This is a genomic window from Legionella antarctica, from assembly GCF_011764505.1.
GTDB classification, from domain to species: domain Bacteria; phylum Pseudomonadota; class Gammaproteobacteria; order Legionellales; family Legionellaceae; genus Legionella; species Legionella antarctica.
Window position 1 is genome coordinate 2,146,705 of sequence record NZ_AP022839.1, and the last position, 14,527, is coordinate 2,161,231.

A 14,527-nucleotide genomic window follows, 5' to 3' on the forward strand; every position below is an offset into this window, starting at 1 on the left:
ATAATGAGTAAAACTCACAAGTCTGGAGCCTTTACCCATATAATTTTATGGACTTCTGCTTTTTTTATAGTTGCAGCAATTATGTGGGCTAATTATGCAATACTTGATGAAGTCACTTCAGGCCAAGGAAAAGTAATTCCCTCAAGTGAAATACAGGTCATTCAAAATCTTGAAGGAGGAATAATTAAAAATATCTTTGTAAAAGAAGGTGAGATAGTTAAGAAAAACCAGATATTGATGCAAATTGATAATACACGGTTCATGTCTAGCTATTATGAATCCGAAAGGAAAAAAGATGCGTTGCAGCTAGAAATTATACGTATTAATGCTGAGATGACTAAAACTAATCCTGTCTTTCCTGACGAGATTCAAAAAGCTCAGCCTGATTTAGTAAAGGATCAACTGTCTTTGTATGAATCCCGCATGAGGGAGTTAAACCAATTACAAATATCTCTGAACTTAGCTCAAAAAGAACTTGATATGACCAGACCTTTGTTAAAAACCGGGTCAGTTTCTCCAGTGGAGGTTATCAGATTAGACAGGGCAGTTAACGAAATTAAAGGAAATATCGATAAATTTAATTCAGATGAATTGGACAAATTGAATAAGGCAAGAGGTGAATTATATGCACTCATCGAAGCGAATAAAGCTGACAAAGATCGTTTGACTCGTACAACAGTGAGATCCCCTGTTTATGGGATTATTAAGCAAATTAAAACAACCACCCTTGGTGGAGTACTCCAACCTGGAAACGATATTGTAGAAATTGTTCCTCTTGATGATAGCCTGTTAATTGAAGCAAAAATTCGCCCTGCTGATATCGGTTTTATACACCCGGGCCAAAAAGCAATGGTTAAAATTACAGCTTATGACTTTTCAATTTATGGTGGTCTTGAAGGATCAGTTGAGCAAATAAGTGCAGACACGATAATTGACGAAACTGATAAAAAAAATGAGAGCTTTTATATGATTAGGGTTCGCACTACTAAAAATCATTTGGGAACTGATAAAAAACCTTTGCCTATTATCCCTGGAATGTTAGCAACAGTTGACATTCTAACAGGAGAAAAGTCAGTACTTGCATACATTCTCAAGCCTATATTAAAGGCAAAGCAATCAGCCTTGAGAGAACGTTAACTGGCTATGCTGCGTTAAGTTATTATTGGGCTCTGGGCTGACAACCCAAATTTCCGCAATTCGGTCTGGAATCCCAATGCAGGATGGCAAATTTTCAGACTTGTTGCCATCTCTGCAAAAATTTCCTGAGCTGGCTATTCGTGATCTGGATGAACAACAAAGATTCCTGGAGCATTGCGAAGGTATTCATGATAATCCATTCCATAGCCAAAAATATAATGATCTTCGACTTCTAAACCAACAAAATCAGCTTTTTGAAGGCCATTAGGCACTCTTTTACGGTATTTATCTACCAGAACAGCACTATAAACTTCCTCTGCACCTAAAGCTTTTATTTCAGCAATAATTGCTGCCAAAGTAACTCCGCCATCAAGTATATCATCAACTACCAAAACTGTTCTTCCAGCTAAATTAGTTGATGGTTTTACCTTCCAGTGTATCTCACCCCCAGTAATATCCCCCCTATATCGAGTCGCGTGAACGTAATCGACTTCTAAAGGGAAATCCAGTCGATGCAATAAATTACCTAATGGAACTAACCCGCCAATCATGACGCAGATAATGACAGGGTTTCTATCTTGCAATTTCTCATGTATTTTTATTGCCATTCGATCCAGGGCTGCTTCTACCTCATTAGTAGTGAACAGACAACTTGATTTTTCATAGACTGACTTGATTTTATGAGGGATTGTCATTGATTTTTCCTTGAAGAGTTATGATAATTTTTTAACCCCATCGTTGTAAAATTTTAGTTTCAAAAATGGTTTCTAACAGATTAGGATATTGTGCATTTATAAAAAAACTAATCTTTTATCTTTCCTGTTCCTGGAAAAGGGCTGACTTTATTTCCGTAACCTATGTTATCCTTTACTTTCGCTGGTCCTTGTTTTGCTACTTCATCTATGCGGTATACTGATTGCATAGGAATAAAAGTACGCTTTACTCCGCTGAATTCCATTTTAAGTCTTTCTTCGGAGGGGTCCACCACTAGCGCGGTTTGCTCTCCAAATACCAGTTCTTCAATTTCCAAAAAACCAAACATCTCACTTTCTTTGATAGAACGTGCATATATCTCATAAATTGCCTCTTGATTGGCAAAAGTGATTCGGAATAATGTTTTTTTAGTCATTAAATAAACCTGTTTATAAATCAATGTGAAGTATACAAAAATAAAGGGGTAGTGTTCAAATATTTATTATTAGTTTGTTGCAGGTTGTAATGTAGATTTATATTTTTTAGTTATAGGTTGTAACACAGGCTCAGCCAATAATGAAGGATGCACCGCTTCGAATTTTTGAGCAATATAGCAATAGAAGCCTGAGGGAAAAGGCCACAACATTTTACCTACTTCATCAAAAAACGTAAATTTTTTTATTAATGACTTACTGTTTACAGGTGGAATATAACAAAAACTGCTTAAAGCACATTGTCTATACCCTCTTTGTAAAAATATCCTATTCACATTTAAAGGCGAACGCATTTTAATCGCACGATCATTATAACAATGTAACAAGCCACATTTCATAGCCCCGCCCCATAAACTCCAGGGATTGATACTCAATAAAATAATAAAACCCATTGGTTTTAAAATTCGGTCAATCTCATCTATCAAACTTAAACTACTACCATAAGGTTCCAAGGTTAATGGTGCTACCACACAATCCAAACTGTTTCTACTCAAAGGTATTTGATTAAAGGAACACTCCAAATTAATTGCATTACTTAAAAAAAGAGGAGCCGCAATCCATTTCCTCTTAAAATTTAGTGTACTTAACCACGGATTGTCGCCGCAGTTGCCTAACTGCAATAGAGTCTCCCCTCGTAAATAGTCATTTACGGACTTTAATTGGTTGCTAAATTCATTAGCCACAAATGAACCCAACGATGAATCAAACCATTCATCGAGGGCGCGATATTGTATTATTTGCTGTTCAATCAACAAAATAATGCCTTTTAAAATAGTTAATCCAGATTAAACTACAATACAACGAGTTTCACATCCAAACAATTTATTTCTCTTTTTTCAAAGATAAGCTTAATCATCTTAAGTTGCTATTTAATAAAAAATTACTAACCCGTATAATTAAAGCAGTTGTAGTAAAATCAAGTATATACTTAGCAAAAGGAATAAGTATTAAAATTTAATTAAGGATAGTTAATATTATTGAATATTTTAACTATGGTTATACATAATAAACACTATAGTGGACCCCAAAAATGAGACAGTGGTGTAAAATAGAAACCATTGTTAAACGGGGTACCAAGTGGCTAAAAAAAAATTTACATCTGACTTCAAAGCAAAGGTAGCAATTGAGGCATTAAAAAGTCACAAGACGACCAATGAATTGGCATCTGAATTTGAGGTGCATGCAACACAAATCAATCTGTGGAAAAAACAATTACTGGATGGAAGCAAGCAATTGTTTAGCGGCAAGCATGACAAAGACATGGACTCCATCATACAAGAACGAGATCGATTATACACGCAAATAGGCCAGCTAGCGGTTGAGTTAGACTGGCTTAAAAAAAAGACCGGTCATCTAAGTTGAGCGTGCGGGAGAAGCGAGCCATGATTGATGTCAATCACCCTACACTCAGCATCGTACGCCAATGTGCATTGGTTAATTTGTCACGCGCTAGCTACTATCGCACTGCTGGCGAAGGAATATGTACCGAGAGCCCAGAGAATCTGGCTTTGATGGTCTTGATTGATGAGGAATACATGCGCCATCCTTTCTATGGAAGCAGAAAGATGCGTTCTTATTTACGTCGCCTTGGCCATGACGTTAACCGTAAGAGAGTGCAGCGTTTGATGCGGATCATGGGTCTGGTTTCAGTGGCACCAAAGCCGAATACGAGTAAAAAGAACAAGGAACAAAAGGTTTATCCCTACTTGCTACGTGGTTTAGTGATTGATCGACCCAATCAGGTTTGGTGCACCGATATTACCTACGTTAGGATGCAAGGAGGCTTTGTATATTTGGTGGCAATAATGGACTGGTATAGCCGCAAGGTGCTCTCTTGGAAGGTATCAAACAGCATGGATGATGACTTTTGTGTAAGCGCGTTGGAGAGCGCCATCAGGCTCCACGGCAGGCCTGATATTTTTAATACGGATCAAGGCTCCCAGTTTACCAGTAAGGCGTTTACCGATGTTTTAAAAGACCATGACATCAAAATTAGCATGGACGGGAAAGGTCGATGGATGGATAATGTGTTCATTGAACGGCTATGGCGTTCAGTCAAATATGAAGATATTTACATAAAAGAATACGGAACAGTTTTAGCACTACGAAATGGTTTAAGGGTGTATTTCAAGTTTTATAACGACGAAAGACCTCATCAATCATTTGGAATATACACGCCGTCAGAGGTTTATGCTGGCCTATATGAGGCTGCAGCGTAATGGAATGCCTGTGGATATGTGGACGCGTCCTGCGGATCAGCCATCGCCCTTCGGGACATGTGGACAAGCCATGGATAACAAAAAGACGTTATCCACCGCTTGACCACACTCGATGGCTTCGCGCCCACATACCCACAGGCTCAATAACAGGTGTTTCATTAACTGCTATTGTGGTTGACTCGTGTGCTACGCACCCTCGTCAACGAAAGAAAGTAGAATTAAAGTTATATCTTAAATTAAACGGATCGCTGTCTTGACAATGGGGTCCACTGTACTTCTTCATAACGGAAATGATCTTGTTTTAAAATTCCCACTTTAAGATTCTTGGCTTTTTCAACCGTACCATTTGATGCCTGTTCTTCGCCCGCTAATATCTTCAGGAAAGTAGATTTACCTGTACCGTTAGCTCCGACAACCCCATAACGCTGGGTGGGCAACAATATCAAGTCCACATTTTGGAATAGTGATTTAGGTCCAAACTGCATACTTATACTTCTTACATCTAACATTTACCCAGCCTTATTTAAAATTTATAACTTATTAGATAATTATTTTTACCTGTTTGGCAAACTCACCTCGCTCACCCTGTTCCAGGGTAAAACTAATCCGTTGCCCTTCTTTTAATTCTTTATAGCCCTCTGTTTGTACTTCCGAAAAATGAACAAACACTTCCTTGCCTCCATCATCTGGAGTTATAAAACCATAGCCTTTAATTTTATTAAATCGATTCACTGTACCTGTGTGCATGAGTGTGTTTCCTGTCTTTAGAGCCTCGTAAAACATAAATCATCAATATTGCAATAAATTGACCAAGATGATCATATTTAATCCATTAAGTATTTATTGTTGTGCAAGTTTAACATTATTTATATAAATTAGCACGAGAATGAAGGTTAATGTTCATAACTGAGCCTATTCTTTTTAATTGACCCTACTATGGTTGATCGATTGATTACAGGAAGGTAGTATAATAAAGTGCTTATGAAAACCTATCGCCTTCATAAGCCCTAATCTTATGGTAAACCCAGGGTGAGTCAGATTTACATTACTCAGTTTGGCAGATGCACACAATGCCTAATTTTATTCATTTATTATTAAAGTGAGTATGAAGGTTGTTCTTCCTCATTCGAAGTTAATGCATCCAAAAATTCTGCTGGAACATTATATTTGCTATCTCCTAAAATTCTCATCAGATCGCTCTTATCAACTTCATTATAATCTGAAATTGCGTTTTTAAATTCCTTTTTACAATGAAATTTTTGCTGTTTATTTTTGCTACTCTCGTTGAAATAATCGGGAAACATATCTAATAGAATCTTAGCTTTATCAAAGAATTTAGTATTAAGACAATAAAACAGAATATCCAAATCACTCTCATCAAGATAAGTAAATAAATCGCTAAAGAGTATATGCTCTTGTTCCTGGATTAAAGTCAAAATGGATTTAAAATCACGGGTAGAAAGTACAGATATGGCTTTATGAATAAACGTCATATCCGCTCTATCATGTATTAGTATATTGGCTTCTTTTTTTATTAAAAGCTGTATTATTTCCCTATAAATAGCTCTGTCATTTATACCTCCATCAGCATAACCGTCGAGCGCAAGAAATAATGGACAATTGCCAGAATGATGCTGTTGACGATTAATGTTAACCTTCTGATTTGTCAACCAATCTACATTTTCTAATTGGCCAGCGTAACAGGCCAACATTAATGGCGTAAAATTATCTGCCTCGTCAAAATCCAAGATAACCTTAAACCTGCTTGTTTTTAGAAAAGGTAAGTCTAAAGCACTTTGATCAGGCATTATTTCTAACCTGGATAACCGACCATTTTGAAGAATTACATTACCTATAGTTGTTGCGTAAACAAAATCATTTTCTTTAATTTGTAACGCATCTATGTCTGCAGTCATTTCCATTAATGTATATTCTTCACAATTAATGTCTCTAATTTCTTTCGCTGAATACATGCCATCTTCAGGATTTAGAAAGAAATATTTTTTTGAGAAGTCTTCGCTATATTGATTGTAATCAATCAATAATTGCTCTCCTTCGTATAGATCCCGTGTGGTCATTACCTTTGCTACTTTACGACGGTTAAGTATGCCCTCAACAAACATGGTATTTGGTTGACTGTCGGAAAAGTTAATATAGCGTGTAAAGTTACCTTGAATTGCGCCATCAACCACTTTTGCACCGACATTCATGGTATAAGCATTATCAGCGTTGGGATTTTCCTTAAAATAAAGATCGAAATCCTTTTGAGATTCAAATACAACCCCAGTGTAAACGCCAATACAAGTGCCTGCTGGAATATATTGTTTCGCAAATAAACCTCTTCCGCCTTGTTTTTTTAATAAATTTACTGGTGTTACAGCAACGGAATCATTTTGATCCAATGGGGAGGCAATGTAATCAGCAGGTTTCATGTTATCAATACCGAGAGCGGTCAGAAACTGCTTTTTCACAAGATTTTTTTTGCTTGTTGAAGTTTGATATTTATTTTTTTCGGGATTAGAGAAAAAGAAAAGACCAATGTCTCTGGCTTTCCTTTCCTTTTGCTTGGTGTGTTTTAATTTACTTCCTTGTCGGTTCTCATGACTAAAACTGGTTTCATAATCGTCAAGTTTTGATGGAGTCTTTTTCTTTCTTTTTTCTGAATGTGGCATGTTAATTCCAAGAGTAAAAAACCGTAATTATACATTATGTTCATGATTTTTACTATAGGATCTTTTTTTAATCCTTAAAGAAAGTACATTGCGCTTAAAGGTTAAAAGCAACATTAGGAAAATTTTTTACCAAACTGACTCATACGCTTGATGTCTACCATTACTCCACTGCTCGTAATACTTTTGCTCTACAATTGCATGTGCTAACATTATTAAGAATTCTAATAGCAAAGTATAAATCTAGTGAGGTAGCTTTAGTCAAAGAAGCTAGCCGAATTAAATTCCTAATGAACAAGTTGGGGACTTTCCTAAGTTTTAATTATTTTATTTTGGACACCTATAATGGCCGTTACAATAAAAAAACCTGATGAAATTGAAAAAATGCGTGTTGCTGGCCAGCTTGCAGGTGAAGTGCTAGAAATGATTGGACCTTATGTTCAAGAGGGAGTGAGCACTGATGAGTTGAATACTATCTGTCACGATTACATTGTCAATGTTCAAAAGGCCATTCCAGCCCCTTTAAATTATAATGGCTTTCCTAAATCTATTTGTACGTCTATAAATCATGTGGTCTGTCATGGGATACCCGGAAAAAAAACTTTAAAAAATGGCGACATCATCAATATTGACGTAACCGTTATTAAAGATAAATATCATGGTGACACCAGTAAAATGTTTATTATTGGAACACCTTCCGTAAAAGCCAAACACGTCGTGCAAATTGCTCATGAATGTTTGTTTATAGGCATAGAGATGGTCAAACCAGGGGCTTTACTAGGTGATATTGGTTATGCTATTCAACAGCACGCTGAAAAAAATCGGTGTTCTGTAGTACGGGATTATTGCGGTCATGGTATTGGTCGCATATTTCATGAAGATCCCCAAGTATTGCATTATGGTGTAACTGGAACAGGTATGAGCCTGGTACCAGGGATGACCTTTACTATCGAACCCATGGTAAATACTGGCAAACATCAGACACGTTTACTACCCGATAACTGGACCGTGGTAACGAAAGATCATAGCCTTTCGGCTCAATGGGAACATACGCTCCTTGTCACTGATAATGGCGTAGAAATTTTAACCCTGCGCAATGAAGAACGATAATAATCTTCTTAAAAATACAATTAAACGGTTCAAAGAGAATCTGTGCGTAGAATTTACTCAAAAAGCTAATATCAGTAACGTCACTCGTAAATTAGCTGTTTTTATAGATACTATTTTAATTGCTTTATTTGTCAAAAATAAACTCAATCTAGGCGATAATTTTTGTTTGCTCGCTCTGGGGAGCTATGGCCGTAGAGAATTACAACTTCATTCCGATATTGATTTATTATTACTGCATACTGAGAACATTTCTATAACCCTATTGCAGCGAGCACAAAACTTTATTCGCGATTGTTGGGATGTGGGTCTGGAAGTAAGCCATCAACTAACCACTGTTCAATCCTGCGCCGAGCTTGCTGCCCAGGACTTAAGTGTTATATCCAGCATTATGGATATGTATTTATTATGTGGTCGAGGCGCTCTGATGGAGGAGTTAATCTACCAAACTCACCCTTTACATATGTGGCCAAGCCATCAATATTTTTTTGCCAAACAACTAGAGCAAAAGAAACGTTATGCAAAATATGGAGAAACTGCATACAACCTTGAGCCAAATGTTAAATTCGGGCCAGGAGGATTACGTGATTTGCAGGTTCTACTCAGTATTAGCAAGCGTCACTTTAATGCAAAAAAATTAGCTGATGGCATCAGTTATGGCTTTATTACTGATAAAGAATATGAAGAGCTAATGTATTGCCAACATTTTCTCTGGAGAGTTCGTTTTGCATTGCATATGCTTGCAGATAAACCAGAAGAACGTTTGTCCTTTGATTATCAGGTAAAACTTGCTCAGGTTTTTGGCTATACAGATGGTCCTCACTCTCTAGCCATAGAACAATTTATGAAAGACTATTTTAAAGTTATTAAACGCAATAGAGAGCTTAATGAAATGCTCTTGCAATGGTTTGATGAAACGATTGTCCATCATCAAAAACAAAAGTTAACCCATCTGGATAATGAGTTTCAGTTATCAAATAATTATATTGAAGTCCGAAATATGAGGGTATTTAGTCAGCATCCTCAAGCATTATTGACCCTATTTCTATGGATAGCAAAACGTCCTGATATCGCTGGAGTCAGAGCAAGCACCATCCGTCTAATCAGAGAGTCATTATATTTAATAAACAGACGCTTTAAAGCTTTGCCTGACACAACAGAAACTTTTATCAGTATTCTTCAAGCAGGTAATGAGCCCTACGAAGCATTACAAAGGATGAACCGTTATGGAGTTTTAGCTCACTATATTGATTGTTTTGCAACAGTAACCGGACAAATGCAATATGATTTGTTTCATGTCTATACGGTTGATCAACATACTCTATTTGTAATTCGTAACATATCTCGGTTCAAAAAAGAACAATATTCCCGGCAATTCCCATTATGCGCCAAAATAATTGCTACTTTGGATAAACCTGAAATTTTGTATTTAAGCGCTTTGTTTCATGATATTGCTAAAGGCCGAGGCGGTGATCATTCAGAATTAGGCGCATTTGAGGCCCAACAATTTGCCCACCACCACCATTTGGAAAAAAAAGATACTGAATTATTTATTTGGCTTGTTCGACATCACCTGTTAATGTCCCAGACAGCACAGCGACAAGACATTTATGATCCCAAAACTATAGAACACTTTTGCCAACTATTACCCCATCCCAGATATCTGGATTACCTTTATTTACTTACTGTAGCTGATATTTGTGGTACCAATCCTGCTCTTTGGAATGCCTGGAAAGACTCTCTTCTCAAAGAATTATATCGTGCTGCGAAACACATGCTTCATAAAGAACAAGAATTGATGGATGAAACAGCACTCATTGCTGCTCGAAAACAGTATGCTTTAACAATACTAGCCTCAGAAGGAGTTTCACCAGTAACAATTCAAAAATTATGGGATCAGTTTAAAGGGAAATATTTTCTTCATGAATCTCCTGAAGTCATCGCAAGACATACTCAAGCGATTCTCTTAGCCAAACAGTTTCCCTTGGTGATGATTATGCCTCATCACAGTCAAGGTGGAACTGAGGTGTTTATTTATATGCCCCATCGCGATGAACGATTTACAATTACTACATCGGTGTTAAGCAATCATCGTGTGACTATTCAGGAAGCAGCGATTATTACCTGTGACAACCAGTTTGATTTGGATACTTACATTATTTTAAATGAGCAAAATCAGGCTTTTTTCGATGAACAAAGATCAACACAAATCCAAAAGGATTTGTGTTTTCATTTGGCCGATAATGATCATCTGCCCCCTGTTACACGAAAAAGACTATCCAGAGCTTTAGCGCATTTCAACGTTAAAACACAAATCACCTACAACGAAGACAAACTGAATAATCACACCCGTTTGTTTTTAGTAGCCAATGACAGGCCCGGGTTACTAGCAACTGTAAGCAGAGTATTTCTCACTCTCTCCATTCATTTGCATAATGCAAAAATTGCAACCGCTGGGGAAAGAGCAGAAGATATGTTCTATATTAGCAATCAAAAAGGTCTGCCTCTCGACTCGGAAGAAAAAGAAACTCTTCGCCAAAAGCTGAGTGAGGCACTTTCGATTAGTCTTTAGATGGGCGTTGCCTCGAAGTTTTAAAGATTAGCCGGTCAAGAGTTAGCGACAATTCTTGAAAAAATCTGACAATAGTTGGGAACACTCTTGCTGCATCAATCCCTCATCAATGAGTACCTTATGATTTAAAGGATATCCCTGCAGTAAATTTAAAACTGATCCAGCAGCTCCCGCTTTAAAATCTCTGGTAGCAAATACAAGACGCTTGATGCGGGCATGAACGATAAGTCCAGCACACATTGCACAGGGTTCAAGAGTAACGTAAAGAGTTGTATTTAATAATCTATGGTTTTTAATTTTCTGTGATGCCTGCCTGATTGCGTTGAATTCGGCATGCTCAGAAGGATCGTGCTTGTTTTGAATCGTGTTTCTTCCAATACCTAGTAGTTCATTTTCTTTACTAACCAATAATGCACCCACAGGCACCTCCCCCTCCAATTGGGCAAGAAGGGCCTGCTGAAATGCTTGCTGCATCCAATATCGGTCATTCATTCCCATTCTATAGTTGCAGGTGGCTTACCTGAGATATCATAAGTTACTCGCGACACGCCATCGACTTCATTGATAATTCGATTAGATACTGTAGCTAGGAAATCCCAAGGTAGATGTGACCAATGAGCAGTCATAAAGTCAATTGTTTCTACTGCGCGCAAACAAATGACGTAATCGTAACGACGCCCATCCCCCATCACCCCAACACTTTTAACGGGTAAGAAGACAGCAAAAGCCTGGCTAACTTTATGATAAAGATCTGCAGCATGAAGTTCTTCTATAAAAATAGCATCGGCTTTACGTAAAATTTCCGCATATTCCTTTTTAACTTCAGCTAAAATCCGTACTCCTAAACCTGGCCCGGGAAATGGGTGTCTATAAACCATACTGTGGGGCAATCCCAGTTCAAGACCTACTTTTCTTACTTCATCTTTAAATAATTCACGCACTGGTTCCAACAATTTTAATTTCATTTTTTCTGGTAAACCACCCACGTTATGGTGTGATTTAATTACAACGGAAGCGCCATGCGTGCTTGTAGCTGCAGATTCAATAACATCCGGATAAATTGTGCCTTGAGCCAACCAGCTTACCCCTGAAATTTTTTGTGCTTCGTGATCGAATACTTCAATAAATGTTCGTCCAATAATCTTTCTTTTCTCTTCTGGGCAATTAATACCTTTAAGGGCATTTAAAAATTGCTCTTCAGCATTAACGGCAATGATATGAATACCCATATGTTGGCCAAACATAGTCATCACTTGTTCCGCTTCATTTAATCGAAGCAATCCAGTATCTACAAAGACACATACTAATTGCTTACCTATAGCCTTGTGCAGAAGTGCCGCAACGACTGAAGAATCAACGCCTCCTGATAAACCAAGTAAAACTTTGTCTTCACCCACTTGTGTTCTTATTTTATCAATTGCCTCATCAATAATATGGTTAGGAGTCCAGGTAGTAGATGCCTTACAAATATCCACGACAAAACGGCGTAAAATATTAAGCCCCTGTGCAGTATGAGTAACTTCGGGATGAAATTGTAATCCATACATTTGACGGCTCTCATCGGCCATCCCAGCAATAGGGGCATTACGTGTTTCACAAATAATGCTAAAACCCGGGGGTAATTGAGTCACTTTATCCCCATGACTCATCCAAACATCTAATAAAGCATGCCCCTGAGCTGATCTTCGATCTTCAATTTCAACAAAAAGTATGTTGTTTCCAAGCAATTTTACCTCAGCATACCCAAACTCTCGCTCTAAAGATGATTGAACCTCTCCTCCAAGCTGAACAGACATAGTTTGCATGCCGTAGCAAATACCTAATATCGGCAATCCCGCCGTAAATAACCATTGTGGCGCTCTGGGATTAGCCTCATGAGTAACAGTTGCAGGCCCACCAGATAGAATTACACCACAAGGCTGAAGCAGTTCAAATTGATCACGCTCCATGTTGTAGGGATAAATTTCGCAATAAACACCCATTTCTCGAACACGTCGAGCTATAAGCTGGGTATATTGGGAGCCAAAATCGAGGATAAGTAAGGGGCGTTGTTTTAAATCATTCATTGTTAATTATCCACCTGATAATTAGGTGCCTGTTTGATTATACTAACATCGTGTACGTGTGATTCCCTTATACCCGCATTAGTCACTTGCACAAATTCTGTTTTAGTATGTAATTCACCGATAGTAGCACAGCCGGTATATCCCATACAGGAACGCAAACCACCTAATAATTGGTGAACAATTGTTTGTACTGGACCCTTATAAGGTACACGGCCCTCAATTCCTTCAGGAACCAGTTTTTCAGCTCCTTGAGATATATCCTGGAAATATCGATCGCTTGAGCCTTGGTCTAAAGACATTGCCCCAATAGATCCCATGCCTCTATAGCTTTTATAAGTACGACCTTGATATAATTCAATTTCACCCGGAGACTCTTCTGTTCCTGCAAACATACCTCCTAGCATTACCGTATCAGCTCCAGCAGCCAAAGCTTTACATACGTCACCTGAAAAACGGATTCCACCATCAGCAATAATTGGAATTTTTCCTTTAAGCTCCGAGGCCACGTTTGCTATAGCACTAATTTGAGGTACCCCTACCCCGGTTACAATCCGAGTGGTACAAATTGATCCAGGACCTATCCCCACTTTAACCGCATCAGCACCTACAGCATATAAATCACGTGCAGCTGCTGCGGTTGCAATATTCCCGCCAATTACCTGAACATCAGGAAAGTGTTTCTTAATCCACTTCACCCGATTTATAACACCTTGAGAATGACCATGAGCAGTATCAACAACAAGAACATCAACTCCAGCTTCAACTAAAGCTCTTACACGTTCATCAGTTCCATCACCAACGCCGACAGCTGCACCAACGCGTAATTGTTCAGCCCCATCTTTACAGGCATATGGATTATCTTTTGCTTTTTGGATGTCTTTCACAGTAATTAAACCACGTAACTCAAAAGAATCGTTAACTACAAGTAATTTTTCAATTCGGTGTTTATGTAACAAGCTACGTACTTCTTCTCTACTGGCTCCTTCCTTTACAGTGACTAACCTCTCTTTAGGAGTCATCACTTCGCCAACAGTTAAAGACATATTTGTTTCAAAACGAATATCACGGCTGGTCACAATACCAACTAAATGAACACCATCAACTACGGGTACACCAGAAAAATTATAGCGAGTCATAACTTCAAGCAAATTCTGCACAGTGACATCAGGCGTTACTGCAATAGGATCTTTGACCATACCGCTTTCAAATTTTTTAACTCTTCTAACTTCTTCAGCCTGATCATTGATGCTCATATTTTTATGAATAATCCCTATACCACCTTCCTGGGCTAAAGAAATAGCCAATCTGGCTTCAGTTACTGTATCCATAGCAGCTGACAACAAAGGTATATTCAGATTTATTGTACGCGTTAATTTGGTTTGTAATGAAACGTCTTTAGGAAGGATAAGCGAGTGGGCTGGTACAAGTAACACATCATCAAAGGTTAGTGACTGCTGTACAATATTAAGAGACATTTTTATCTGACTCCAGTAGTTAAATTAACCGAGTAGTTTACTACAAATATAGAAAATGTTAAACACTTAAATCATAAATATTACACTTTTTTAAA

General features: G+C 37.8%; 12 protein-coding genes and 1 pseudogene. 4 read left to right on the forward strand and 9 right to left on the reverse strand.

Annotated elements, in window-relative coordinates:
• The first annotated feature begins 3 nt into the window (after nucleotides 1–3).
• On the forward strand, nucleotides 4–1,137 hold the full coding sequence (locus HRS36_RS10235; protein ID WP_173237234.1) for an HlyD family type I secretion periplasmic adaptor subunit: 1,134 nt from the start codon (nucleotides 4–6) through the stop codon (nucleotides 1,135–1,137).
• Nucleotides 1,138–1,271: 134 nt separating this feature from the next.
• On the opposite strand, the gene HRS36_RS10240 is transcribed toward HRS36_RS10235, so the two are convergent.
• From HRS36_RS10240 to HRS36_RS10250, 3 genes are all read right to left on the reverse strand, one after another.
• Nucleotides 1,272–1,832: a hypoxanthine-guanine phosphoribosyltransferase gene (locus HRS36_RS10240; RefSeq protein ID WP_173237235.1), complete on the reverse strand. Its 561-nt coding sequence runs from the start codon at nucleotides 1,830–1,832 to the stop codon at nucleotides 1,272–1,274.
• Between the two features lie 107 nt (nucleotides 1,833–1,939).
• The gene (locus HRS36_RS10245) at nucleotides 1,940–2,266 is read right to left on the reverse strand and encodes a DUF1820 family protein (RefSeq protein ID WP_173237236.1); all 327 of its coding nucleotides are present in this window, start codon (nucleotides 2,264–2,266) and stop codon (nucleotides 1,940–1,942) included.
• Between the two features lie 69 nt (nucleotides 2,267–2,335).
• Nucleotides 2,336–3,079, reverse strand: coding sequence for a methyltransferase domain-containing protein (locus HRS36_RS10250; protein ID WP_173237237.1), 744 nt, complete (start codon nucleotides 3,077–3,079; stop codon nucleotides 2,336–2,338).
• A gap of 322 nt (nucleotides 3,080–3,401) precedes the next feature.
• On the opposite strand from HRS36_RS10250, the pseudogene HRS36_RS10255 reads away from it, so the two are divergent.
• Nucleotides 3,402–4,543, forward strand: a pseudogene (locus tag HRS36_RS10255) (IS3 family transposase).
• Nucleotides 4,544–4,779: 236 nt separating this feature from the next.
• Here HRS36_RS10255 and HRS36_RS10260 read toward each other — a convergent pair.
• The 3 genes from HRS36_RS10260 to ankI form a co-directional block, all read right to left on the reverse strand.
• Nucleotides 4,780–5,052 carry an ATP-binding cassette domain-containing protein gene (locus HRS36_RS10260; protein ID WP_226905449.1) on the reverse strand — a complete coding sequence of 91 codons (273 nt, stop codon included), beginning with the start codon at nucleotides 5,050–5,052 and terminating at the stop codon, nucleotides 4,780–4,782.
• A gap of 31 nt (nucleotides 5,053–5,083) precedes the next feature.
• Nucleotides 5,084–5,290, reverse strand: coding sequence for a cold-shock protein (locus HRS36_RS10265; protein ID WP_173237238.1), 207 nt, complete (start codon nucleotides 5,288–5,290; stop codon nucleotides 5,084–5,086).
• A gap of 347 nt (nucleotides 5,291–5,637) precedes the next feature.
• On the reverse strand, nucleotides 5,638–7,215 hold the full coding sequence (gene ankI, locus HRS36_RS10270) for a Dot/Icm T4SS effector AnkI/LegAS4 (protein WP_173237239.1): 1,578 nt from the start codon (nucleotides 7,213–7,215) through the stop codon (nucleotides 5,638–5,640).
• 342 nt (nucleotides 7,216–7,557) lie between these two features.
• Here ankI and map point away from each other — a divergent pair, with 342 nt between their 5' ends.
• Nucleotides 7,558–8,322: a type I methionyl aminopeptidase gene (gene map, locus HRS36_RS10275; RefSeq protein ID WP_173237240.1), complete on the forward strand. Its 765-nt coding sequence runs from the start codon at nucleotides 7,558–7,560 to the stop codon at nucleotides 8,320–8,322.
• On the forward strand, nucleotides 8,309–10,891 hold the full coding sequence (gene glnD / locus HRS36_RS10280) for a [protein-PII] uridylyltransferase (RefSeq protein WP_173237241.1): 2,583 nt from the start codon (nucleotides 8,309–8,311) through the stop codon (nucleotides 10,889–10,891). Before map ends, glnD begins: the two co-directional genes overlap by 14 nt.
• 42 nt (nucleotides 10,892–10,933) lie before the next feature.
• On the opposite strand, the gene tadA is transcribed toward glnD, so the two are convergent.
• The 3 genes from tadA to guaB are packed head-to-tail and all read right to left on the reverse strand — an operon-like array spanning nucleotide 10,934 to nucleotide 14,432.
• Nucleotides 10,934–11,383 (reverse strand): tRNA adenosine(34) deaminase TadA, encoded by a 450-nt coding sequence (tadA, locus tag HRS36_RS10285; protein ID WP_173237242.1) that lies wholly within the window; start codon nucleotides 11,381–11,383, stop codon nucleotides 10,934–10,936.
• Nucleotides 11,380–12,957, reverse strand: a complete 1,578-nt coding sequence (gene guaA, locus HRS36_RS10290) for a glutamine-hydrolyzing GMP synthase (protein WP_173237243.1) — start codon at nucleotides 12,955–12,957, stop codon at nucleotides 11,380–11,382. Before guaA ends, tadA begins: the two co-directional genes overlap by 4 nt.
• Before the next feature lie 2 nt (nucleotides 12,958–12,959).
• Entirely contained in the window at nucleotides 12,960–14,432 is a 1,473-nt protein-coding gene (guaB, locus tag HRS36_RS10295; RefSeq protein WP_173237244.1) for an IMP dehydrogenase, read from the reverse strand.
• Between the last annotated feature and the right edge of the window lie 95 nt (nucleotides 14,433–14,527).